22 protein-coding genes are annotated in these 21,333 nt (G+C 69.4%); 11 read left to right on the plus strand and 11 right to left on the minus strand.

All coding sequences use genetic code 11. The features are described from left to right. Window positions 1-162 precede the first annotated feature (162 nt). Window positions 163-2,136, plus strand: a complete 1,974-nt coding sequence (locus J7520_RS01480; protein WP_291183041.1) for a serine protease — start codon at window positions 163-165, stop codon at window positions 2,134-2,136. 100 nt (window positions 2,137-2,236) lie between these two features. Here the strand turns inward: J7520_RS01480 and J7520_RS01485 are convergent, their stop codons facing one another. The 6 genes from J7520_RS01485 to J7520_RS01510 form a co-directional block, all read right to left on the minus strand. Further along, complete coding sequence (locus tag J7520_RS01485) at window positions 2,237-3,262, minus strand: aldo/keto reductase (RefSeq protein ID WP_291183043.1); 1,026 nt, start codon at window positions 3,260-3,262, stop codon at window positions 2,237-2,239. A 101-nt stretch (window positions 3,263-3,363) separates the two neighbouring features. Then, window positions 3,364-3,990 carry a TIGR00645 family protein gene (locus J7520_RS01490; protein WP_291183045.1) on the minus strand — a complete coding sequence of 209 codons (627 nt, stop codon included), beginning with the start codon at window positions 3,988-3,990 and terminating at the stop codon, window positions 3,364-3,366. 73 nt (window positions 3,991-4,063) lie between these two features. Next, complete coding sequence (locus J7520_RS01495) at window positions 4,064-5,410, minus strand: M28 family metallopeptidase (protein WP_291183047.1); 1,347 nt, start codon at window positions 5,408-5,410, stop codon at window positions 4,064-4,066. Window positions 5,411-5,472: 62 nt separating this feature from the next. After that, on the minus strand, window positions 5,473-6,666 hold the full coding sequence (locus J7520_RS01500; protein ID WP_291183049.1) for a hypothetical protein: 1,194 nt from the start codon (window positions 6,664-6,666) through the stop codon (window positions 5,473-5,475). Window positions 6,667-6,741: 75 nt separating this feature from the next. Further along, entirely contained in the window at window positions 6,742-7,470 is a 729-nt protein-coding gene (locus tag J7520_RS01505; RefSeq protein WP_291183051.1) for a 2OG-Fe(II) oxygenase, read from the minus strand. Continuing rightward, window positions 7,467-8,498, minus strand: coding sequence for a class 1 fructose-bisphosphatase (locus tag J7520_RS01510; RefSeq protein WP_291183053.1), 1,032 nt, complete (start codon window positions 8,496-8,498; stop codon window positions 7,467-7,469). The genes J7520_RS01505 and J7520_RS01510 overlap by 4 nt, the downstream gene beginning before the upstream one ends. A gap of 139 nt (window positions 8,499-8,637) precedes the next feature. Between J7520_RS01510 and J7520_RS01515 the strand changes: the two genes are divergently transcribed. From J7520_RS01515 to J7520_RS01560, 10 genes are all read left to right on the plus strand, one after another. Continuing rightward, a complete protein-coding gene (locus tag J7520_RS01515; protein ID WP_291183055.1) occupies window positions 8,638-11,046 on the plus strand; it encodes a winged helix-turn-helix domain-containing protein in 2,409 nt (802 codons plus the stop codon). Between the two features lie 125 nt (window positions 11,047-11,171). Next, window positions 11,172-12,152 carry a hypothetical protein gene (locus tag J7520_RS01520; RefSeq protein WP_291183056.1) on the plus strand — a complete coding sequence of 327 codons (981 nt, stop codon included), beginning with the start codon at window positions 11,172-11,174 and terminating at the stop codon, window positions 12,150-12,152. Window positions 12,153-12,269: 117 nt separating this feature from the next. Beyond that, window positions 12,270-12,644: a VOC family protein gene (locus tag J7520_RS01525; protein ID WP_291183058.1), complete on the plus strand. Its 375-nt coding sequence runs from the start codon at window positions 12,270-12,272 to the stop codon at window positions 12,642-12,644. Continuing rightward, window positions 12,641-13,243, plus strand: coding sequence for a hypothetical protein (locus J7520_RS01530; RefSeq protein WP_291183060.1), 603 nt, complete (start codon window positions 12,641-12,643; stop codon window positions 13,241-13,243). Before J7520_RS01525 ends, J7520_RS01530 begins: the two co-directional genes overlap by 4 nt. After that, window positions 13,240-13,986 carry an NIPSNAP family protein gene (locus J7520_RS01535; RefSeq protein WP_291183061.1) on the plus strand — a complete coding sequence of 249 codons (747 nt, stop codon included), beginning with the start codon at window positions 13,240-13,242 and terminating at the stop codon, window positions 13,984-13,986. The genes J7520_RS01530 and J7520_RS01535 overlap by 4 nt, the downstream gene beginning before the upstream one ends. A gap of 26 nt (window positions 13,987-14,012) precedes the next feature. After that, the gene (locus tag J7520_RS01540; RefSeq protein ID WP_291183063.1) at window positions 14,013-14,417 is read left to right on the plus strand and encodes a GFA family protein; all 405 of its coding nucleotides are present in this window, start codon (window positions 14,013-14,015) and stop codon (window positions 14,415-14,417) included. A gap of 34 nt (window positions 14,418-14,451) precedes the next feature. Further along, on the plus strand, window positions 14,452-14,574 hold the full coding sequence (locus tag J7520_RS01545; protein ID WP_291183065.1) for a hypothetical protein: 123 nt from the start codon (window positions 14,452-14,454) through the stop codon (window positions 14,572-14,574). Window positions 14,575-14,735: 161 nt separating this feature from the next. Then, a complete protein-coding gene (locus tag J7520_RS01550) occupies window positions 14,736-15,437 on the plus strand; it encodes a YafY family protein (RefSeq protein ID WP_291183067.1) in 702 nt (233 codons plus the stop codon). Between the two features lie 163 nt (window positions 15,438-15,600). Continuing rightward, window positions 15,601-16,026 carry an alternative ribosome rescue aminoacyl-tRNA hydrolase ArfB gene (arfB, locus tag J7520_RS01555; protein ID WP_291183069.1) on the plus strand — a complete coding sequence of 142 codons (426 nt, stop codon included), beginning with the start codon at window positions 15,601-15,603 and terminating at the stop codon, window positions 16,024-16,026. 104 nt (window positions 16,027-16,130) lie between these two features. After that, window positions 16,131-16,616 (plus strand): lysophospholipid acyltransferase family protein, encoded by a 486-nt coding sequence (locus J7520_RS01560; protein ID WP_291183071.1) that lies wholly within the window; start codon window positions 16,131-16,133, stop codon window positions 16,614-16,616. A gap of 524 nt (window positions 16,617-17,140) precedes the next feature. Here J7520_RS01560 and J7520_RS01565 read toward each other — a convergent pair. From J7520_RS01565 to J7520_RS01585, 5 genes are all read right to left on the minus strand, one after another. Beyond that, complete coding sequence (locus J7520_RS01565; RefSeq protein WP_291183073.1) at window positions 17,141-17,569, minus strand: DUF3597 domain-containing protein; 429 nt, start codon at window positions 17,567-17,569, stop codon at window positions 17,141-17,143. Window positions 17,570-17,790: 221 nt separating this feature from the next. Next, window positions 17,791-18,798, minus strand: a complete 1,008-nt coding sequence (gene ltaE / locus J7520_RS01570) for a low-specificity L-threonine aldolase (protein ID WP_291183075.1) — start codon at window positions 18,796-18,798, stop codon at window positions 17,791-17,793. Window positions 18,799-18,963: 165 nt separating this feature from the next. Then, on the minus strand, window positions 18,964-19,278 hold the full coding sequence (locus J7520_RS01575; protein WP_291183077.1) for a DUF3325 domain-containing protein: 315 nt from the start codon (window positions 19,276-19,278) through the stop codon (window positions 18,964-18,966). Beyond that, complete coding sequence (locus J7520_RS01580) at window positions 19,271-20,932, minus strand: PepSY-associated TM helix domain-containing protein (RefSeq protein ID WP_291183078.1); 1,662 nt, start codon at window positions 20,930-20,932, stop codon at window positions 19,271-19,273. The genes J7520_RS01575 and J7520_RS01580 overlap by 8 nt, the downstream gene beginning before the upstream one ends. 13 nt (window positions 20,933-20,945) lie before the next feature. Further along, a complete protein-coding gene (locus tag J7520_RS01585; RefSeq protein WP_291183079.1) occupies window positions 20,946-21,251 on the minus strand; it encodes an iron uptake protein in 306 nt (101 codons plus the stop codon). Window positions 21,252-21,333: the final 82 nt, after the last annotated feature.

Consider the following 21,333-nt stretch of genomic DNA (forward strand, 5'->3'; position numbering starts at 1 on the left):
CGGGGACTCATGAAATATCTATCGCCTGCCCGACTACTGTTTTTTGCGGCATTCGCTCTGGGGAGGGCCGCGCACGCACAAACGCAGCTGGGCCCAGCCCCGGGCGTCTGCGACGCCCCTCTGACAACGGCGCAATCGCGGGTTGTCGATGCGACAGCATTCATGCTGCCGAACAGTTGGGTCCACCCGAACCCCGATGGGACATATTACATAGACCATTCGCCCTGGACCGTATCCACAGCCGAAAATTCATCCATTCCTGTTTGCACAGACTCTTTATTTTTCGGAATTGAAAGCGCCGGCGTCGGAAGCTCGCACGCAGGACGAACGGCAGTGTGGATAGGTGGGAATAGTTTCGTCACTGCCGCGCACCGCAACGATTTTGATCCGTCCGCATATACAATTGTCTTCGGCCCCCTGTACGACGGCCAGAATTGTCAGGAGTTCTCCTGGAGCAACATCCCCTACAGAAACGTATATACCGCGACGTCCACGGGCGCCGTAAACTTCCTCAACATAGATTCTAGATATGATTACATTACGTTCAACGTAAATAGGTATGTATCCGGCCGAAAACCCGTGAAGATTCGCCGATCTGGCAAGCCGACCCCCGGAGACCCTCTTATTATGGTCGGCCACCCTCAATGGGCAAAGACAAGTGTTGAAGTCGATGGGGAAATGACTGGAATTGCTGACTATCTCCTTGGTAGCTATATGTATACCAACTTGTTCCCACTCCAAGGAAGCTCCGGAAGTGCAATTTACAATTTGCGGGACGAGGTCATCGATACGGGCGTTTCCGCGCCTCTACTGGGTAAATACGATGTCGTAAACGGCTGCGCGGATATTTTTCGCCATGCACCAACCTACTCCGGCAGAACGAACGCGCCGATTGTAGATCTTCAGACAGATATTCCCCGACATGAAATATTGGTTTCTCCAATCGACGAAGTCGTACATATAGGTGATGTCGGCGGCAACTTGACTAATTCGATCACGAACTACGAACTACGAGCCGGCCGGGTTAGCACCCTTTATACTGTCTCGCCAGTATCAGGCACGTCACCCAATGGGCCTTCTTTGACCACGAACCCCATTGCAGGAACCTACTCCCTGAGTCCTACACAGCCATCCTCCCTTACCCTGTCGGCAAGCGCACCGAATGTAACGACCTGCGGTATTTGGGACTACTCCGTAGATGTTCAGGACGTCGGAAATGAGCAGAACAACTATCTTCGACACCGATTCGAGATTGGCATGAAGGAAATCTCGGTCGAGCCGTCCGACGGATGGAGCGTGGAAATCTTTGGCGCTTCGGTGCCGGCGAGCAAGTCCTACAAGGTGACCAATCTGCGACCGACGGCGACCACTGTGCGTGCGCGACTCGTCGAGCGCAGCCCGACGATCGGCCTTCCTTTTTTCCTGGTCGACGGCGCGCGATTGTCCACGTTCACGCTCGCACCGAAGGGCCAGCCCGGCGATCAGAAAGACGTCGAGATCGCAGTCAACAGCGCAGCGACCTTGCCGCCTCCTGGAACGGCCTACAGCGTCAACGCGTCGATCGACATTCCTGATACCGCGTGCGCACTCACGGATCCGTTGACCTTGCCACTCACTCTGAAGACGGGGCATCAGCGGTTCCTCGCCCAGGCTCCTGATGACCAACTCTTTGCCCCTTCGCAAGGACAACCGCTTGGTACACCGGTGATTCTTGATCTCCCGGTGTCCGGAACCGCCGGGTGGTGCGTTGGCAATGCGAAGCTCGATCTGGGGTTCAAGCAGATATCGAGCACCGGAACAGAACTACCTGGTATCAGTTCCGTGCTGGACGTGACCCTGGTATCGCCTGACGGTACTCGGGCGCATCTGTGGGCTTTGAATGCGATTCCTGCACAGCAGGTACCCAGCTATGTAGCCACTGAAATGTTCGATTTTTGGGAAACCCCGACGGAGACGCATGTTCTTCGTCTCGATGATGGCGTGACGCCACCGCTAGGCCCCGATCTGTTGTCGACGCTCGCGTCTCACCCGGTGACGGGAACATGGCATGTTGAGCTACGCCGTAGCTCGGGAAGCGGCGTGGTCCTCCCTGCTTTCGCGCGCTTGAATATCGACGGCGCGTCGTGCGGACCGTGAGTGGCTGGGTGCCATGAAGATAAAGAAGGGCGGCTCCGGCCGCCCTTTCTTTTAGACTTGGTTAGAAGCGTGTGCTCTGACGTCGAGCGCCTCGCAGCGGCTACACCGGCGGCGGATTGCGCTCGGCGAACCCGCGCTGATGCCAGTACGGATACGCCAGCGTCTTCGCGCTCGCCGCGTCGAGCCGTGCAACCTGATCGGCCGTCAGGTTCCAGCCGATCGCGCCGAGGTTCTGCTTCAGCTGTTCCTCGTTGCGCGCGCCGACGACGACAGTGGCGACGGTCGGCCGTTGCAGCAGCCAGTTGAGCGCGATCTGCGGGATGCTCTTGCCGGTTTCCGCGGCGATCTCGTCGAGCGCGTCGACGACGCGGTACAGGTATTCGTCCTCGACCGGCGGGCCGTAGTCGGCGGTCGCGTGCAGGCGGCTGGTCGACGGCAGCGGCTGGCCACGGCGCAGCTTGCCGGTGAGGCGGCCCCAGCCGAGCGGGCTCCACACCACCGCGCCGACGCCCTGATCGAGGCCGAGCGGCATCAGCTCCCATTCGTAGTCGCGGCCGATCAGCGAGTAGTAGGTCTGGTTGGCGACGTAGCGCGGGTAGCCGTAGCGGTCGGCGACGCCGAGCGATTTCATCAGGTGCCAGCCGGAGAAGTTCGACACGCCCGTGTAGCGGATCTTGCCGGCGCGCACGAGCGTGTCGAGCGTGGACAGCGTTTCCTCGACCGGCGTCTTCGCGTCGAAGCCGTGCAGCTGGAACAGATCGAGGTAGTCGGTGCCGAGGCGGCGCAACTGCTCGTCTACGGTCTTCAGCAGATGGAAGCGCGAGGAGCCGACGGCATTGGATTCCTCGCCGAAACGGAACGTGGCCTTGGTGGAGATCAGCACCTTGTCGCGGCGGCCCTTGATCGCTTCGCCGAGGATCGATTCGGAAGCGCCCTTCGAGTAGATGTCGGCGGTGTCGAACATCGTCACGCCGGCGTCGAGACACAGGTCGATCAGGCGACGCGCCTCGGCGACGTCGGTCGCGCCCCAGGCCGAGAAGAGTTCGCCCTTGCCGCCGAAGGTGCCGGTGCCGAAGCTCAGCACCGGTACGACAAGCCCGGATGCGCCCAGTTGACGGTATTCCATCGTCGCGTTCCTCGAGGAGTTCGAGGAATCTGACTGGGGCGGCCGGCGCGCCGATTCAAGTCTCGCCCGCACGGGGGGCGACGGCGCGCCGCCGGTGAGCCTCAGTGCGCTTCCGCGCCCTTCGAGCGCGTGCCGGTACCGTTCATCAGGCGATCGGTCCAGGCGATGCCGATGGCCGACAGGATGAAGACGCAGTGGATGATCGTCTGCCACATCACGCCGATCGGCGTCAGCGTGCTGCAACGCGGAGCGGCGACCGCGGTGTCCTTGATCAGCGCGAATTCCTCGGCGCTGCAGAACGGCAGCCCGCCGTCGCCGAGCGCGCCGGCGGCGATGAAGGTCTTCAGCAGGTGGATCGAGCTGATGCCGATGATCGCCATCGCCAACTTGACCTTCAGCACCGAGGCGTTGACGTGGCTGAGCCATTCCGGCTGGTCCGGATGGTTTTCCAGCTTCAGGCGCGAGACGAAGGTCTCGTAGCCGCCGACGATGACCATGACCAGCAGGTTGGAGATCATCACCACGTCGATCAGGCCGAGCACGATCAGCATGATCTCCTGCTCGCCGAAGTTCACCGCGCCGTGGATCAGGTGCCACAGCTCCTTGATGAACAGCACCACGTACACGCCCTGCGCGACGATCAGGCCGAGATACAGCGGCAGCTGCAGCCAGCGCGAGGAGAAGATCAGCGCCGGCAGCGGCGACATCGGGGAGGGGGCACGCGACATGCGGATTGCGCCAGTGAGGATGCGGGACACGCGATTCTAGCGGGCGTCCGTGCCACGCGCATGACTCGCGCGTTCAGTCGAAGCCGTCGCTGAAGATGCGGTCGGTGTCCGTGGAAACGCCGGCCAGATCGGCCAGCACCGCCACGTTGGTCTTCAGGATCGCGCCGCCCATCGCCTGCGCGTGCGGGCCGATGTGATCGGGCGTGTCGCCGCTCGCGTGGTAGTAGGGATAGGCGTCGTAGTCCGATTCGATGCCGAGCGCGGCCTGCTCCACGTTCGCGTCGAGGTAGGGCATGTGGTCGGAGCCGAACGGATGCAGGCTGGTCGTCACGGCCAGCTCCGGCGCGTAGGTCGCCGCGGCGGCGCCGAAGCGGTCCAGATAGGCCTGCGAATAGCTTTCGTAGTCGGCGTTGAGCCGGGCGTCGGCGCTGTAGGCGATCATGTCCATGACGACCACGCCCTTGACCTTGTCGAGATCGCCGCTGGCCTGCAAGGCGTCGACGTGCGCCTGGCTGCCGTACAGGCCCTGCTCCTCGCCGGCGTAGCACATGAACACGATCGTGCGCTGCGGCTGCGACGGCAGCAGCGCGCGAGCCAGCTCGATCACGCCGGTGCAGCCGCTGGCGTTGTCCTCGGCGCCGGGCGTGTTGCTGGTCGAGGACCACGATTCGTTGCGCGAATCGTAGTGTCCGCCGACCACGATCCATTCGTCCGGAAACGTGGTGCCGGTCCAGCGTCCGATCACGTTCTGGCGCGTGATCGAACCGCCGCCTGCATCGGGCATGGTGAAGTCCGGGGTCTCGACGTCGAGGCCGAGACCGGCGAACTGCTGGCCGATCCAGTCACGTGCGGCGAACAGCTCGGTGGTGCCGTAGCTGGAGCGATCCCACGACGCGAGCTGGCTCAGATCGGCGAACCAGCGTTGCGTGTCGATGCGACTGACCACCGCCTGCACGTCCGGATCGGGCGGCGCGCCGACCGGCGCGTCGAGGCGGTACTGCCGCGCGATCACCTCGTTCGGCCGCACCGCACGCCAGCGTTCGTGCGCGTCGGCCGTCTGCGGCAACGGCGCTCCGGCGGCGAGTCGGCGCAGCTGCCAGCGGCCGCCACGCGCGAGCAGTTCGCCCGGCGGATCGGCGTGTTCGTTGCAGCCGACTGCGCGCAGGGCGAGTTCGTCGAGACGCAGGTCGGTCAGCTCCTCCAGCACCGGCGCCGAGCGCGACGACGGCGTGGTCGCCGGGAGATCGCCGGCGACCAGCAGGCGGTTGCCGAGTTCGAGCCACCAGCGCACGCCGGTACCGTGCCTGAGCGCTTCGACCTCGGCGGCGGAGGCGGCGCGGATGTCGATCAGCGCCGCGCGCTCGGCGGCTGGCGTGGCGGAGACGGAAAGAGCGAACAGCAGCGGAAGAACAGGGGACACGAGGCGAGATCCACGACGGCGAGTCCCTCAGTCTAGCTACCGGCGCGCAGCACGGGGACTGATCAATCGAAGCCGTCGATGAAGATCGAATCCGTCAGCAGGCAACCATAGGCGACGCGCTGGCCGCGCACCTGCTCCGCGTCGGCCCACGCGACCAATGCGGCGCCGCGCTCGCGCGCGGCGGCGACGGCGAGGTTGGACGAGACGGTGTCGGACAGCGCGAGCGGCGCACCTGCCAGCGTGTCCGCCGGCGACAGCAGCTGGCCGTACAGCGTCGCGCCAATGTCGGTGCCGCGAGCGGTCCAGAACAGCGCGGCGGACGCGGTGGCGTCGTCGTAGGCGACGGCGGCGGCGACGAGGCCGGCTCCTTCGGCCACGGTCTGCGGCGCGGTGCCCACGCCCGCCGCGTCGACGCCGAACCAGCGCACGGCGGTTTCGTCGAAGTTTCCGTACAGCGCGAGATAGCGATCGTCGGCGACGCGATAGTCCAGGCGCGCGGCCGTGCCGCTGGCCGGGAACTCGTCCGCGTACGCCACGATGGCACCGACGACGCTGCCGCCGGAAGCGCGCCGGCCGACGAGCCGGTCGTTCTCCTGGTCGCGCCACAGCGCCAGCGCCTGCCCGCTCGCATTGATCGCGAGGGCGCCGTTCGGCGCCGCGACGGGGTCGGTGCCGGTGGTCAGGTCCAGCCCGTCGCCGACCAGCGCACCGTCGACGCCGATCCGCTGCGCCCACACGCCCATTCCGCGCCCGCTGAAGAGGAATTCTTCGTTGGCCGCGCCGTAGACGAGCGCCGGCTCGGCGCCGCTCTCGCCGATCACGAAGAGATCGCCGTGGGCGCTGCCGTCGCCGTCGAGCAACTGCCCGCGCGCTCCGTTGAAGGGAACGTTCTGCGTCTGCCAGACGACCAGGTAGCGGTCGTGGCCGGCGGCCGTGGCGACCACCGGATCGATGATGGCGTTGGTGTCGTGCGCCAGCTCGAGCTCATCTCCGAGCGGCGTGCCGTCGGCCGCCACGCGGCGGGCGCGCAGGCGGTGCTCGCCCGCGGCGTAGACATTCCAGACCACCAGGTATTCGCCGCGATCGGGGTTCCAGACAGCCGACGTGCGGTTGGCTTCGGCGGCGGCGATCGTGAACGGCTCGCCGCGGACGGCGATGCCGCTGGTGACGCAATCCTCGGCCGCCGCCGGTGCGACGGCCCCGATCAAGGCCGCCAGCAGCGACGCGGTGGCGAGGGAACGCGGGTTCGGGGCCATCGGAGTGCTTGCCGAAAAGTGGTTGTTTCCACTTTTATCATATTACCGGCGACGGCAGCGCCGGCGCGGCCTGCGTCAGCGCCGCGCGCTCGGATCGGCGTAGAGCTGCTCGGCGCGCTGGAACAGCACCCAGGACGTCGCGATGTACTTGTTGCCGTTCTTCGGCTTGTTGCCGCGATGGGTGTGCGTGAATCCGGCCGGCGCCAGCAGCAGCGAGCCGGTGCGCGGCACGATCTTGCGCCGCTGGTAGAGGAACTCGGTCTCGCCCTCGTCGAAGGCGTCGTTGAGGTAGATCGTCCACAGCAGCACGCGATGCAGGTTGTCGTCGCTGTCGGCCTTCGGCGAGATCTCGCTGTGCCAGTACGGATAGCCGCCTTCGTCGGCGTAGTAGCGCTGCAGGTTGACGCCGCCGGGCCGGAACAGCTGCGTGACCAGGCGTTGCAGCTCGGAGTCGTTCATCGCGCGAACGTCGTCGATGCCGAGCATCGTCGTCTCGCCGTCCGGCCGCTTGCGGTACAGCGCGGTCGGCGCAAGCGCCAGATAGCCGTGCTTGCGCACGTAGGCCATCAGTCCGCGCAGCATCACGGTGTTGAGCCCGGTGACCACCTGGTTCCATTCCGCGTGCGCGCTGATGTTGATGTCCCAGCTGTCCTTCAGCCGCGTGTTGACGCCGCCGGAGGTGGCGCCGCGCGTGAGCTTGTCGCTCGCCTCGAACGCGTCGACGATCCGGCGGCAGGCGCCGGCGTCGAGCGCGTTCTCGTAGACCTCGATGAAATCGGTCTCCGGCGCGGCCTCCGCGTTCACGCGGTCGCCTCGCGATGATAGGCGGTGACGCGCTCGACTTCGTTCCTGGAGCCCAGGAACACCGGCACGCGCTGGTGCAGCTGCGTCGGCTGCACGTCGAGGATGCGCTGGAGCCCGGTGGTCGCCGCGCCGCCGGCCTGCTCGACGATCATCGCCATCGGGTTGGCCTCGTACATCAGGCGCAGCTTGCCGGGCTTGGACGGGTCCTTGAGGTCGCGCGGATAGATGAAGATGCCGCCGCGGGTCAGGATGCGGTGCACGTCGGCGACCATCGAGGCGACCCAGCGCATGTTGAAGTCGCGCCCGCGCGGGCCGGTCTTGCCGGCCAGCAGCTCGTCGATGTAGCGCCGCATCGGCGGCTCCCAGTGACGGATGTTGGACATGTTGATGGCGAACTCGGAGGTGTCCTCCGGGATGCGCAGATTCGACTGCGTCAGCGGGAAATCGCCGTATTCGCGGTCGAGCGTGAACTGGTGCACGCCGTCGCCGAGGGTCAGCACCAGCACGGTGCTCGATCCGTACACCGCGTAGCCGGCCGCGACCTGCTTGGTGCCCGGCTGCAGGAAGGCCGACTCGTCCGGATCCTTGATGCCATCCGGGCAGCGCAGCACCGAGAAGATCGTGCCGACGGAGATGTTGACGTCGATGTTCGAGGAGCCGTCGAGCGGATCGAACACGAGCAGGTATTCGCCCTTCGGATAGCGGTGCGGGATCGGATGCGGATCGTCCATCTCCTCCGACGCCAGCGCGGCGAGATGGCCGCCCCATTCGTTCGCCTCGAGCAGCAGCTCGTTGGAGACCACGTCGAGCTTCTTCTGCGTCTCGCCCTGCACGTTCTCGGTGCCGGCGCTGCCGAGCGCGCCGCCGAGCGCGCCCTTGCCGACCGCGATCGAGATGCGCTTGCAGGCGCGCGCGACGACTTCGATCAGGAGGCGCAGGTCGGCGTTGATATGGCCCTTCTCGCGCTGCTGCTCGATCAGGAAACGACTCAGCGAGATGCGAGCGCTGGACGACGTGGACGACGACATGCCGGAACCTCCGCGACGAAACGCGCATTGTCGCCGCGGCGCCGCGCCCGCGCCAGCCGCGGCGCCGCGCGATTGACCCGCCGCCGGGCATTTGGCATACCTGCGACCCCTGGTCCGCCGCTCGACGAGCGAGAGTCTCGTGTCGCCCCGCTCGACCTTCCGCTTCGGCGCTCACGTCATCGACCTGCGCGGACGCCGCCTGCGCTCGACGCACGCCGACGTGCCGCTCGAACCGAAGGTGTTCGACTGCCTCGCCTATCTGATCGAGCAGCGCGGCCGCGCAGTCGGTCGCGACGAGCTGATCGCGGCGGTGTGGGGCAAGGTCGACGTCAGCGACGCGATGCTCGGCCAGGCCGTGCTCAAGGCGCGCCGCGCGATCGGCGACGACGGCCGTGCGCAGCAGGCGATCCGCACCGTCTCGCGCTTCGGCTACCAATGGGTCGCGCCGATCGAGGAGATCGAGGCGGCCGACGAGGCGCCCGAGGAGGCGCGGGCGGTGCCGGAGGAGGAGGCGCCTGCGACCGAGCCGCCGTCGCACCCGGCGCCGCCCACACCGCCTCCGTCATCGCCGCGATCGCGACGCGGAATCGCGGTCGCCGCGGTGACGCTCGCGGTAGCCGCCGCCGTATTCGGCGCGACCTATCTGCAACGACGAAACGCACCTGCCGCCGCGATCGACGCACCGCAGTCGACCCCGCACCGCGGCCGCCTCGTGCTGGCGCTGCCGATGCGCGTGCGCAGTGCGATCGCCGACGACGCCTGGCTGCGCCTCGGCCTGCTGGCCCTGCTCGAACCGTCGCTGCGCGGCGTGCCGGGCGTCGAATTGATGTCGGCCGACGCCGCCATCGCGGCGGCCGGCAAGGACGACGCGCCGCCGGATCTCGCCGCTTTGCGCACACGCACGCGCGCCGCGGTCGTCGTCACCAGCGAGGCGCAGCATCGCGGCGCCGGCTGGGCGATGTCGGCGAAGATCGACGACGGCGCCCGCACGCAGCAGGTCGAGGCCGAAGGCAGCGACGCGGTCGGCACCGCCGCGGCACTGGCCGACCGCATCCGCCAGGCGCTCGATCCGCGGCCGGGCGGCGGCGAGCGACGCTCGGCCGATCCGGCCGTGCGCGAACTCGCCGCGCGCATGCAGGCGGCGCTGTACGCCGGCCAGGGCAGCCGTGCGCTGGAGCTGGCCGACGCCGCGCCGGCGACCGCGGCCGCGCCGGACATCGCCGCGCTGCGCGCGCAGGCGCTGCTCAACCTCGGCCGCTATGACGAGATGCAGGCGGCACTCGGCGCGCTCGCGCTGTCGCCGGACGCGCATTGGCGCGCGACCGCGCTGGTGCTGCGCGCGAAGTCCGAGGTCGAACGCGGAACGCCCGAAGCCGCCCTGCGCGACCTGCGCGCGGCCATCGACCTGCTCGATCCCGCCGACGACCGCCCGCTGCTGGCGCGCGCCCTGAGCGGTCTCGGCCTGACCCAGTTGCAGACGGGCGACGTCGACGCGGCCGAAGCCAGCCTGCTGCGCGCGCGCATGACGGTCGAGCCGGCGCAGCAGCCGCTGGACATGGCGCGCAGCGACCAGAACCTCGGCATCATCGCCGTGCGCCGCGGACGCCACGACGAGGCCGCGGCGATGTTCCAGCGCGCCGCCGACGCCTTCGCGGCGTTCGGCATGGTCGAATCGGAAACCGCCGCGCTGATCAACGTCGGCATCGCCGACCTGCAACGGCTCGACCACCCCGCCGCGATCGCCGCCGCGGAGCGCGCCGGACGGCTCGGCGCCGGCCTGGAGACCGGCGAGCTGCGCCTCGAAGCCGGCCTGCTCGAAGCCGATGCGCTGGCGCAGTCGGGCCGCCTGGCCGACGCCGACGCGCGCTACGCCGCGATCGAACACGAGGCGCCGACCACGGCGGCCGAGGTGCGCACGTGGGCGCAGCTCGGCCGCGCGAGCCTGGCGCTCGGCCGGGGCGACGCTCCGGCGGCGCGTGCCTCGCTCGACGCCGCCCCGCGAGCGGACGACCCGCGCCTGCGCGTGCGTGCCGCCGTGCTGCGGCTGCGCCTCGCGCTGGCCGCCGGCGATCGCGGCGAAGCGGCGGCGCTGGCCGGTCGAGACGAACTGCGCGAGCCTCCGCCCGATGCCGGCGGTCCGGACAGCGTCGCCGCCCGCGTCGCTCGCGCGCAGTGGCTGGCTTCGGTCGACGACGCGAATGCCGCGGCCGCGTTCGACGCGGCGTTGGCGCTGGCGCGGCGCATCGGCTCGCCGCTGGCGATCCGCGACGCGGCGGCGCCGTACGCGGATTTCCGCCTCGCGCGCGGCGACCTCGACGCGGCGCGCACGCTGGCCGCCCTGGTCGCGCCGTATGCCGAACGCGACTTCGACTGCGCCCGCAGCGCGTTCGAGGTCGCCCGCGCCGGCGGCGATCTGCTCGCCGCCGAGCGCCAGGCCGACGCCGCGCGGCGCCTGGCCGGGGAGCGCCCGTTCGCTCCGGAGCGGACGCCGGACGGCGCCGGGCAGGGGACCGCGCGGCCGCCTCCGGCCGCCGCGGCGCATCCATAGCGGCTCCATAGCGGAACCGTGATGCCGCGCCGGAGCGGCCGTGGCATCACTGGTCCGTCCGCCCGCCGGCGGCACATCGAATCCCGGCCGCACCGGCCCTCTCCGCAGTCCGCGAGGAATCCTCCATGCCGCTTTCCCTGACCCGCCACCTCGTTCCGCTCGCCCTGGCGCTGGCCGGCGCCCCGGCGTTCGCCGGCACCTGCCGCGTGGACGGCCCGTACCAGCCGCACGTCGCCTGCGCGGCGCGTGCCGCGGCTCCGCTGGCGCGCGGGCCGCTCGGCGCGCCGCCGGCACTGCCGTCGTTCCTGATGGAGATGGGGCGCCCGGGCGGCGGCGGCAGCTGGTTCATGCGCGGCTGGTGGTCGTTCGACCTCGCCGACCTCTACGGCACGATGGTGCAGACCGGCGCCGCGGTTCCGGTGGTCGACGCCTGGGATCTCTCCGCCGACGCCACCACCACCTGGTACGTGCGCGCCGGCGCCGACTGGGGCACGCAGTCGCCGGACGGCCCGACGCAGTCGCACGGCGGATTGACCGCCGACCCGATCGATCCGGCCACCACCTCGCTGACCGACCTCGCCATCGACCCGCGCGACGGCAAGGGCTACGTCGCCGCGATCCGCAACGACGCCGACGCGAACACCGCCTACTCGGAGCTGTACGCGTTCGACACCGACGCCGGCGCGCTGAGTCTGATCGGCCCGATGAGCGCCGATCCGGCCAAGGTCACGGCGCTGGCGATGTCCTGCGACGGCGTGCTGTACGGCTACGACATCGTCACCGACCAGCTGGTGAGGATCGACACCGCCACCGCGGCGATGACGCCGGTCGGCGGACCGAGCGGGCAGGCCGCCGCGATCAACTCGCTGCAGAGCCTCGCCTTCGACCGCCGCGACGGCACGCTGTACGGCATGCTGTTCCTCGACAACGACACCGGCGACAACGTGTTCGGCCGCTTCGGCGCCGACGGCGCGTTCACGCCGATCGCGCCGCTGCAGCCGCCGTCGGCCCAGCCGGGCATCTTCCGCATCAAGCTGCCGACCACCTGCGCCGTCGCCACGGACACGATCTTCGCCGACGGTTTCGACGCCGCCACGTCGCCCTGAGCATCGCCGCGCCGGATGCTCGCGCATCCGGCGCCGGCCCTGCTGACACCAGGTTGGCAGCAGGCCCCCGCCACACTTCCCGGCGTGCGAATCACGCACTTTGCGGGAGTGTGTTCCATGTTGAATCCGAACGTGCCGGCCTGGTTCGAAATCCCGACCGGCGATCTCGACCGCGCACAGGCGTTCTACGAGGCCGTGCTCGGCGTCGAACTCGTCCGCGAAGACTTCGGCGGCTCCACCCTGGCGATGTTCCCGTACGGCGGCAAGCCGAACGCGAGCGGCGCGCTGATCGCGCAGGACGACTGCACGCCGTCGGTGCAGGGCAGCATCGTCTACCTCAGCGTGGCGGACCTGAAGCCCGCGCTGGAACGCGCCAACCGGCACGGCGGTGACACCCTCGTGCCGCGCACGGCATTGCCCGAGGGCATGGGCTATTTCGCGCAGTTCCGCGATTGCGAAGGCAACCGCGTCGGCCTGTGGTCGCCGGTATGAACGCGGAGCGGAGGCCTCTGCTGCAGTCCGCCGCCGGCGGCGCGCTGCTCGCCGACGCGCTGCGCGCGCAGGCGGCGCATGCGACCGCCGGGCGGGACGCGGCGGGCGCCGACGCGCCCGACGGCTCGCGCGATTTCGACTTCTGGTTCGGCCGCTGGCACGTCGCCAACGAGCGGCTGAAGCAACGCCTGGTCGGCTCGACCGAATGGGAACACTTCGAGGCGACGCAGGAATGCCAGCCGATCCTCGGCGGCATCGGCAACATCGACGACTTCCAGACCGACTGGGGCGGCGGCTTCGTCGGCATGACGCTGCGGCTGTTCGATCTCGCGCGGCGCGAGTGGAGCATCTACTGGGCCAGCAATCGCGACGGCCTGCTGCAGCCGCCGGTGGTCGGCCGCTTCGAGAACGGCGTCGGCACCTTCTTCGGCCGCGACGTGCACGAGGGAAGGCCGGTGCTCGTGCGCTTCCTCTGGTCGCACGACGCGCCGCACCGCGCGCTGTGGCAGCAGGCGTTCTCGACCGACGAGGGCGCCAGCTGGGAGACCAACTGGATCATGCGCATGACGCGCATCGCGGCGGCGGGAGCGCAGGCATGAGCGCGCTCGCCGATTGCCGCGACGCCGCCGACGCGGGCACCTGCTGCGCGATCGTCGAACTGCGCCAGTACACCCTGCATCCGGGACGGCGCGACGACCTGATCGCGCTGTTCGAACGCGAGTTCGTCGAATCGCAGGAGGCCTGCGGCATGCGCCTGCTCGGCCAGTTCCGCGATCTCGACGATCCCGACCGTTTCGTCTGGCTGCGCGGCTTCGCCGACATGCCGCGCCGCGCCGAGGCGCTGGCCGCGTTCTACAACGGCCCGGTCTGGCGCGCGCATCGCGAGGCGGCGAACGCGACGATGGTCGATTCCGACGACGTGCTGCTGCTGCGTCCGGCGCGGAGCGGTTCCGGCTTCGCGCTCGGCGACACGCGGCGCGCCGCGTTCGGCGCGGTCGCGCCGCCCTGCGGGATGGTGGTGGCGATGATCTGGCAGTTGCCGCTGCGCGTCGGTGCCGATTTCGTCGAGCTGTTCGAGCGCCGCGTCGCGCCACGGCTGCTCGACGCCGGCGCCACGCCGCTGGCGAGCTTCGTCAGCGAGCACGCCGCGAACACGTTCCCGGCCTTGCCGGTGCGCGAAGGCGAGAACGTGCTGGTCTGCTTCGCCGGCTTCGACGACGAGGCGCACTGGCGAAGCCGCTTCGGCGACCTGCCGCGCGGCTCGAACGCGCGCCGCGGCGCGGCCGGCGATCCGCACATCCTGCGCCTCGCGCCGACCGCGCGTTCGCTGCTGCGCGGCTGACGCATCCATTTCCGAAGGAGTCCGACGTGAAGAAGACCTACCACGGCAGTTGTCATTGCGGCGCGGTGCGTTTCGAGGCCGAGCTCGACCTCAGCGCCGACAGCTACAAGTGCAATTGCTCGATCTGCACCAAGTCGCGCAACTGGGGCGTGCTGGTCAAGCCGCACGAGTTCCGCCTGCTCGCCGGCGAAGAAGCGCTCAGCGACTACAGCTTCGGCACGCACAGCAATCATCACCTGTTCTGCCGGCACTGCGGCGTGCGCCCGTTCGGCCGCGGCCACATCGAGGAGATCGGCGGCGACTACGTCTCGGTCAAGCTGGCCTGCCTCGACGACGTCGACGCGAGCACGCTCGCCGCCGTGCCGGTGCAGTACGCCGACGGCCGCAACGACAACTGGTGGAACCCGCCCGCCGAGACACGGCACCTGTGATGCCCGCGTCCGGCCGATATCGAGGAGCACGACCATGTCCCGTCTGCTGCAACTGCTGATTCTCGCCTACCTGCCGCTGGCGGCGCGGCATCTGTTCGTCGGCGCGGCGTGCGTCTCGTCCGACGACGAGCGCGACGGCGGCTCCCTGCAGGCCTGAGCCGGACGAGCCGCGATGCCGCCGCCGATCCTTAGACCTCGACGATCCCCACGGCCGCCCGGCCCGGCCGGGCGTCGCGCTCGACGACGCGAAGGGCGAGCGAGGCGCATCGCGATGCCCGCGTCTTTGCCAGTGAGACCGGCGCGCGCGATCATCGCCGGATGCGTCGCGCCGATCGCCTGTTCCTCATCATTCATGCCCTGCGCGGTCGCCGCACCGCGCTGCCGGCGCGCCAGCTCGCCGAGACGCTGGGCGTCTCGCTGCGCACCGTCTACCGCGACGTCGCCGATCTGCAATTGTCCGGCGTGCCGATCGAAGGCGAGGCCGGCGTCGGCTACGTGCTGCGCAAGGGCGCGGACATTCCGCCGCTGATGTTCAACGCCGACGAACTCGAATCACTGGTGGTCGGCACGCGCTTCGTCCGCGCCTTCGCCGGCAAGCGCCTCGCCGGCGGCGCCAAGGCGGCGCTGCTGAAGATCGAGGCGGTGCTGCCGCCGGAGCTCAAACAGCGCGCGTCGCGCTCGCGCATCCTCGCCCCGGCGAGCTGGTATGAAGCCAAGTCCGGTCTGATCGACCGCCTGCACGAGGCGATCGCCGCGAACCGCGTGCTGCGCCTCGCCTATCGCGACGAAGCCGGCCGCGAGAGCGCGCGAGAGGTCGAGCCGCTCTGCCTCGCGTTCTGGGGCGGCGTGTGGACGCTCGGCGCCTGGTGCCGGCTGCGCACCGATTTCCGCAACTTCCGCCCCGATCGCATCGCGAGCTTCGATCCGACCGGCGAGATCTTCGCCGAGACCGTCGAACGCGGCTTCGCCGCCTACCTGCGCGCGACCGGCGGCGCCGACGAGGCCGCGCTCGACGTCTGACCGGCGCGACGAACCGACCGTCGGCATATCCCGGCCGTCGCGATTCGAGCGCCGGGCGAAGTGCTTCGGGCCGCCCTGAAACCGGCGCGACGCCGCATCGCGGACACGAAGCGTTTCCTTCCCCCGCGCTTTCGACGCGGCCCACGACTAGAATGCGCGCGTCATGATCGATCTCGGCTCTGGTCTGGCCATCCCGGAAGACGAACTGGTCGAGCGCTTCGTGCGCGCCGCCGGTCCGGGCGGGCAGAACGTCAACAAGGTCGCCAGCGCGGTCGAGCTGCGCTTCGACGTCGCCGCCTCGCGCGCGTTGCCCGACGCCGTGCGCGCGCGCCTGCTGGCGCGCCGCGACCGGCGCCTGACCGACGAGGGCGTGCTGGTCATCCAGGCCAACCGCTTCCGCGACCAGGCGCGCAACCGCGAGGATGCGCGCGCGCGGCTGGCCGAGATCGTCCGCGCGGCGCTCAGCGTGCCCAAGCGCCGCGTCGCGACGAAGCCGACGCGGGCGTCGAAGGAGCGGCGCATCGAGGCGAAGAAGACGCGTTCGGCGATCAAGCGCGTCCGCAACACGCGCAGCTGGAGTTCGGAGTGAAGGACGGCGCCGGCCTGGCGCCACTGCCTCCGGACGTCCCGCAGTACCCATCGAACGGATTTCGCACAGCGTGCGCCTGGCTGCTGCGCCGCTGCGGCTGGCGCATGGCCGGGACGTTTCCGAACGTGGACAAGCTCGTGCTGATCGCCGCGCCGCACAGTTCCTGGTGGGACGGCGTCTGGGGTCTGCTGCTGAAGGTCGCGCTCGGCATCGACATCGCCTTCATGGGCAAGCGGGAGCTGTTCCGCGGTCCGCTCGGCTGGCTGCTGCGCCGCCTCGGCGGCGTCCCGATCGAGCGCAACGCGACGCACGGCGTGGTCGAGCAGATGGTCGCGCGTTTCCACGCCAACCCGCGCCTCTGGCTGGGCATCGCGCCGGAAGGCACGCGCAAGCGCGTGGAGAAGTGGAAGACCGGCTTCTGGCACATCGCACACGCGGCGAAGGTGCCGATCCTGCCGGTCTATTTCGACTATCCGTCGCGGACCATCGGCATCGGACCGCTGTTCCAGCCGGGCGAGGATCTCGACGCCGACCTGGCCGCGCTGCGCGAGTTCTATCGGCCGTACCGCGGGCGGCATCACTCCGTCTGAGCGAACGCCGCCGCGTATGCGTTGCGCCTGCCAGCAGGCGCAACGGAAGAACCGCACCGGTACGAAAACACGGTAGACGAAGAAGTGCGCGCGGGGCGCTGTGGAGCATGCAAAGGTCGCATTCGACCTCGATCGACTCGGCCTCGAGCTCCAGCGTCATTCGCTTGTCGACCACGAGCTGCATCACGCGCCGACTCTGTGGATCGGCCGTAGCCCGATAGCGTGGCCGGGAATCCGCCATGAGCAAAACAAGCGCTCGGTGACGTCTTCCGCGGTCGGATCGTCGCGCGCGCAGGTGGAGATGAATCCCGCGTCCGAGCCGGCACAACTGCGGTCGAACACGCCGGAGGATACCGACGCGGATCATCCGCGTGGCGAAGGATCGCTCGGCTCAGTGGGCGGCGGACGAAACCGGAGACTCCGGACGTCCACCAGCGATCGAACGACCGCGTGATCGGAGGGGAAGAACCGCGGAGGCCGCACGGGCCTCCGCGGAAACGCCTGCTGACGGCGTGGCGCGTCGCTCAGTCGAGCAGATCGGCCGGCACGTTGCCGCCGTTGGCGGCGATGCGCGCCAGCACGGTCTTGTGCAGCCACATGTTCATCTTGGCCGAGTCGGCCATCAGGTCGGCTGGAATGCCCAGCTCGTGCGCCAGCTCCTTGCGCGCGGCGAAGCTGCTGTCGATGTCGAGCAGTTTCAGCAGGTCGACGATCGAGGTGCGCCAGTTCAGTTTTTCCGGATGCTTGGCGGCACGCTCTTCCAGCTGCGCGACGACGTCGACGACCTCGATCGGCTTCGGCGGGGGTGGCGCCGCCGGTGCGGCCTGCGGAGCCGGTGCGGGTTCCGGCGTGGCCGGTGCCGTCGCGGTCGGCGCCGGTGCCGCGGGCGCCGGCTCGGCCGCCTTGGCGCTGCCGAAGCCCAGCTTGGAAAGAACTTTGTCGAAGATTCCCATGAAACACTCCTGTGTCGGTCGTAGGCGAACCGTCGCGACGCGCGGCGCGCGCGGCGAGGTCGATCGACTATGCAGCAGATCGACGACACGATGCGTGTCGCGTAACACGACGTATCGTTTGGTCGAGCCCGGTTGCAAACTGTTACCGACGCGGGCCGCGAAACGGCGGCGCCGTCATCGAAGCGTCATCCGCCGGGCGACTTCGCGCGCGGTCGGGGGACCTAGGCGAAACCGGCGAACGCCTCGATCGCACGCTCGATCGCCGCGTCGTCGACGTCCAGATGCGTGACCAGCCGCACCGACGGCAGATAGCCGATGCTGGCGCGCACGTCGTGCGCCTTCAGGTGCGCGTCGAGCGTGCGCAGGTGCGCCGGCTCGACCTCGATGAAGACCATGTTCGTGTACTGCCCGACCACGCGCACACGCGAGCGAGCGCGCAGGCCTTCGGCGAGGCGCGCGGCACGCGCGTGATCATCGGCGAGGCGCGCGACGTGATGGTCGAGCGCGTGCAGGCAGGCCGCGGCGAGCAGGCCGGACTGGCGCAGGCCGCCGCCGAGCATCTTGCGCCAGTGCCGCGCCTCGCGGATCAGGTCCGCGCTGCCGAGCAGCACCGAGCCGACCGGCGCGCCGAGCCCCTTCGAGAGGCACACCGACACGCTGTCGAACGGCGAGGCGAGTTCGCCGGCCGTCTTGCCGCTGGCGACGGCGGCGTTGAACAGGCGCGCGCCGTCGAGATGGACGGCGAGACCGCGCGTGCGCGCCCAGGCGGCGGCTTCGATCACGTAGTCCTGCGGCAGCACGCGGCCGTGCCAGGTGTTCTCGAGCGCGAGCAGGCGCGTGCGCGCGAAGTGCTGATCGTCCGGCTTGACCGCTTTCTCCAGCGCGTCGAGCGGCAGCGAGCCGTCCGCGGCGTGGACGATCGGCTGCGGCTGGATCGAACCGAGCACGGCGGCGCCGCCGCCCTCGTACTTGTAGGTGTGCGCGTCCATGCCGACCAGGTATTCGTCGCCGCGGCGGCAATGGCAGAGCATGGCGAGCAGGTTGCTCTGCGTACCGCTGGGCACGAACAGGCCGGCCTCGAATCCCAGGTCGCCGGCCAGACGCCGTTCGAGCCGCGTGACGGTGGGATCTTCGCCGTAGACGTCGTCGCCGACCTCGGCCGCGGCGATCGCCGCGCGCATCGCCGCGGTGGGTCGGGTCACGGTGTCGCTGCGCAGGTCGATCGTCATGGTCGAAGTCCTCCGGAAACCGCCAGCGTAGCGGGACGCGCCGGCGCGCGGCAGCGGCGGAAAGTCACGTTCGGCGGAAATGGGGCAGATCATGGCGCGAACGATCGCGACGCAAACGCGGGTGGGATTCGACCGGCGTCGGCGGCCGGCGCAACGTCGGGCCGATCAGTTGCGCGGTTTTCCGAACAGCAGCACGCGCAGCCAGCGTGCGCGCCACGACAAGAGGAAGGCGACCGCCAGCGCCGCGGCGGCCAGGCTCATCACCCAGACCAGCGCCGCCATCGACGGATGGTCGACGTACAGGCACAGCGCCAGAGAAGCGGTCAGGGCGATCGTCCCCGCTGCACGCAGTCGCGCGGCCGGCGGCCCCGCGGCCTCGCTGCAGGCCTGCCGCCAATGCGTCTCCATCGCGAGCGCGAACCATCCCATGCCGGCGAAGCCGGCGAGCCATGCGGCGAGCAGCAGCACTCCGTCAGACATGCGCGGGCTCCGTCCGTGCGCGCGGCGGCGTGCGCCGCGCCAGACGGCGCGCGACGAGGAACGCGATCGCGGCGCCGGCCAGCAGGGACAGGTCGACGCCGGCCACCGGCCAGTAGCCGGCGCGGATCGTGCGGATCAGGTGATCGCCGGTGGTCGCCCAGTTCAGCAGCGCGGCGAGGACGGCGAGCGCGCCGACGGCCAGTACCTGCTCGCGCCAGGCCGGATTGCGTTCGCCGCGCGCGACCGGCGCGCCGCGCCAGAACGCGTGCGTCATCGCCAGCGCCCAGGTGCCCCAGAAGACGTAGCGTTCGAGGTCGCCGCGTCCGGGCCAGCCGTCCGGCGAGGTTTCCGGCAGCAGGCGGTTCGCGATCAGGATGCCGAGCGTGGCGAGCAGCATGCCGGTCACGGTGGTCACCGCCATCGCATCGACGAGGCGCGCGCCCCGACTGTCCTGCCTGGCGTGCTGGCGCTTGCGCTTCTCGACGAAGAACACGAATCCGGTGGTGATGCAGACGCAGCCGGTGAGACCGCCGAGCACGTAGAACCAGCGCAGCAGCCAGTGGCGGAAATGCTGTAAATGCAGGCCGGTGAGGAACTCGTTGACGCTGTCGACCGTCGTCGCCGGCGGATCCTCGCGCAGCAGTTCGCCGGTCGACGCCTTGAAGTGGATGCCCTCGCCGGTCAGCGCGATGCGGTCGGTGCCGGCGCGGTAGACGCTGACGTAGGCGTTGGCGTCGCCGACGTGCTGCACCGAGAGGAAGCCGACGTCGCCGGCCATGCCGCGCGCGTGCCAGCGGCGCTGCGCCTCGGCGACCATCGCGTCGACCGAGGCGAGCGGCGCGGCGACGCCGGCGCGATCGTGCGGCAAGCCGGTTTCGGCCGCCTCGATCCGCTCGTGCCGGTCGTGCAGCGGCTTGAGCTGTGTTTCGGTGAGCGGGAAATAGATGCCGGCGAAGATCACCAGGCCGGTGAAGGCGAAGAAGAAGTGGAACGGCAGTGCGACCACACCGGTCATGTTGTGCAGGTCGAGCACGCTGCGCTGGTGCTTGTCCGGCCGGAACGTGAACAGCTCGCGGAAGAGCTTGCGGTGGATGACCACGCCGCTGACCAGCGCGACCAGCATCATCAGCGCGGAGAAGCCGACGATCCAGTAGCCGATCTCGCGCCATTCCAGCGTCAGGCTGTAGTGCAGCGGATAGAAGAACTGGCTGCCGATCTTGAAATGGTCGTCGGACAATACCCTGCCGTCGCGCGGATCGATCGTGCGCTCGCCCCACACCGCTTCCTCCGGGTCCTTCGCGTTCGGCACCTCGTAGCCGGCGAACAGGCCGAGCACCGGATCGCGGTGCGTGGTGTAGGCGCTCCACTGGCGCACGACGTCGAAATGTTCCGGCATCGGCCCGTTCACGCGGTCGCGCATCAGGTCCACGCTCTCGCGCGAGGGCTGCATGCTCTCGAACACCGGACGCAGCACACGATCGAACGACGGCATCGGCTGCGGCGCGAAGCGCGATTCGGGAATCGCCCAGCGGTCGATCTCGCGGTCGAACACCGACAGCGAGCCGAAGAAGAACACGACGACCAGCACGAACCCCAGCAACAGGCCGAACCAGGTGTGCAGCCAGGTCATCGCCTGGCGGAAGGTCTGGAACATGCGCGTCTCTCCGCTAGGCGAGGATCAGGTGCTGCAGCCACGACGCCGCGGCGGCCATGGCGGCGCCGCCGCCGGCGAGCGCGAGCCACGCGCGCCGCAGGCTCGGCGTGACGAAGGCCCAGCAGAACGCCGTGAGGTAGAGCAGGAAGGCGAGGATCGCGCCCAGATGCTCGGCGTCGTGGAACGCCATGCCGAGCGCGTACAGCCCCGCCACGGCGAGCGCGATGAAGCCCCAGCAGAAGACGTAGCCGCCGAGCACGGCCGCGGCGCTGCGCAGCACGATCGCGGAACGCGAGGTGGAAGCGGTGAGAGTCGCCATGTCGATGGATCCCGGATCGGTGGCGCGAGATGCGCGTTCGGCTGCTGTTGCCGCCGCGAGCCCGCAACGGGCCGCGGCGGCG

The organism is Dokdonella sp. (genome assembly GCF_017744955.1).
Taxonomy (GTDB): Bacteria; Pseudomonadota; Gammaproteobacteria; order Xanthomonadales; family Rhodanobacteraceae; genus Dokdonella_A.

What these genes read in the sequence shown, in the direction of transcription:
- J7520_RS01480 (WP_291183041.1), top strand. Translation starts at nt 163, where the DNA reads ATGCTGCCGAACAGTTGGGTCCACCCGAACCCCGATGGGACATATTAC.
- J7520_RS01485 (WP_291183043.1), bottom strand. Translation starts at nt 3,262, where the DNA reads ATGGAATACCGTCAACTGGGCGCATCCGGGCTTGTCGTACCGGTGCTG.
- J7520_RS01490 (WP_291183045.1), bottom strand. Translation starts at nt 3,990, where the DNA reads ATGTCGCGTGCCCCCTCCCCGATGTCGCCGCTGCCGGCGCTGATCTTC.
- J7520_RS01500 (WP_291183049.1), bottom strand. Translation starts at nt 6,666, where the DNA reads ATGGCCCCGAACCCGCGTTCCCTCGCCACCGCGTCGCTGCTGGCGGCC.
- J7520_RS01510 (WP_291183053.1), bottom strand. Translation starts at nt 8,498, where the DNA reads ATGTCGTCGTCCACGTCGTCCAGCGCTCGCATCTCGCTGAGTCGTTTC.
- J7520_RS01520 (WP_291183056.1), top strand. Translation starts at nt 11,172, where the DNA reads ATGCCGCTTTCCCTGACCCGCCACCTCGTTCCGCTCGCCCTGGCGCTG.
- J7520_RS01525 (WP_291183058.1), top strand. Translation starts at nt 12,270, where the DNA reads ATGTTGAATCCGAACGTGCCGGCCTGGTTCGAAATCCCGACCGGCGAT.
- J7520_RS01530 (WP_291183060.1), top strand. Translation starts at nt 12,641, where the DNA reads ATGAACGCGGAGCGGAGGCCTCTGCTGCAGTCCGCCGCCGGCGGCGCG.
- J7520_RS01535 (WP_291183061.1), top strand. Translation starts at nt 13,240, where the DNA reads ATGAGCGCGCTCGCCGATTGCCGCGACGCCGCCGACGCGGGCACCTGC.
- J7520_RS01545 (WP_291183065.1), top strand. Translation starts at nt 14,452, where the DNA reads ATGTCCCGTCTGCTGCAACTGCTGATTCTCGCCTACCTGCCGCTGGCG.
- J7520_RS01550 (WP_291183067.1), top strand. Translation starts at nt 14,736, where the DNA reads ATGCGTCGCGCCGATCGCCTGTTCCTCATCATTCATGCCCTGCGCGGT.
- arfB (WP_291183069.1), top strand. Translation starts at nt 15,601, where the DNA reads ATGATCGATCTCGGCTCTGGTCTGGCCATCCCGGAAGACGAACTGGTC.
- J7520_RS01560 (WP_291183071.1), top strand. Translation starts at nt 16,131, where the DNA reads ATGGCCGGGACGTTTCCGAACGTGGACAAGCTCGTGCTGATCGCCGCG.
- J7520_RS01565 (WP_291183073.1), bottom strand. Translation starts at nt 17,569, where the DNA reads ATGGGAATCTTCGACAAAGTTCTTTCCAAGCTGGGCTTCGGCAGCGCC.
- ltaE (WP_291183075.1), bottom strand. Translation starts at nt 18,798, where the DNA reads ATGACGATCGACCTGCGCAGCGACACCGTGACCCGACCCACCGCGGCG.
- J7520_RS01575 (WP_291183077.1), bottom strand. Translation starts at nt 19,278, where the DNA reads ATGTCTGACGGAGTGCTGCTGCTCGCCGCATGGCTCGCCGGCTTCGCC.
- J7520_RS01580 (WP_291183078.1), bottom strand. Translation starts at nt 20,932, where the DNA reads ATGTTCCAGACCTTCCGCCAGGCGATGACCTGGCTGCACACCTGGTTC.
- J7520_RS01585 (WP_291183079.1), bottom strand. Translation starts at nt 21,251, where the DNA reads ATGGCGACTCTCACCGCTTCCACCTCGCGTTCCGCGATCGTGCTGCGC.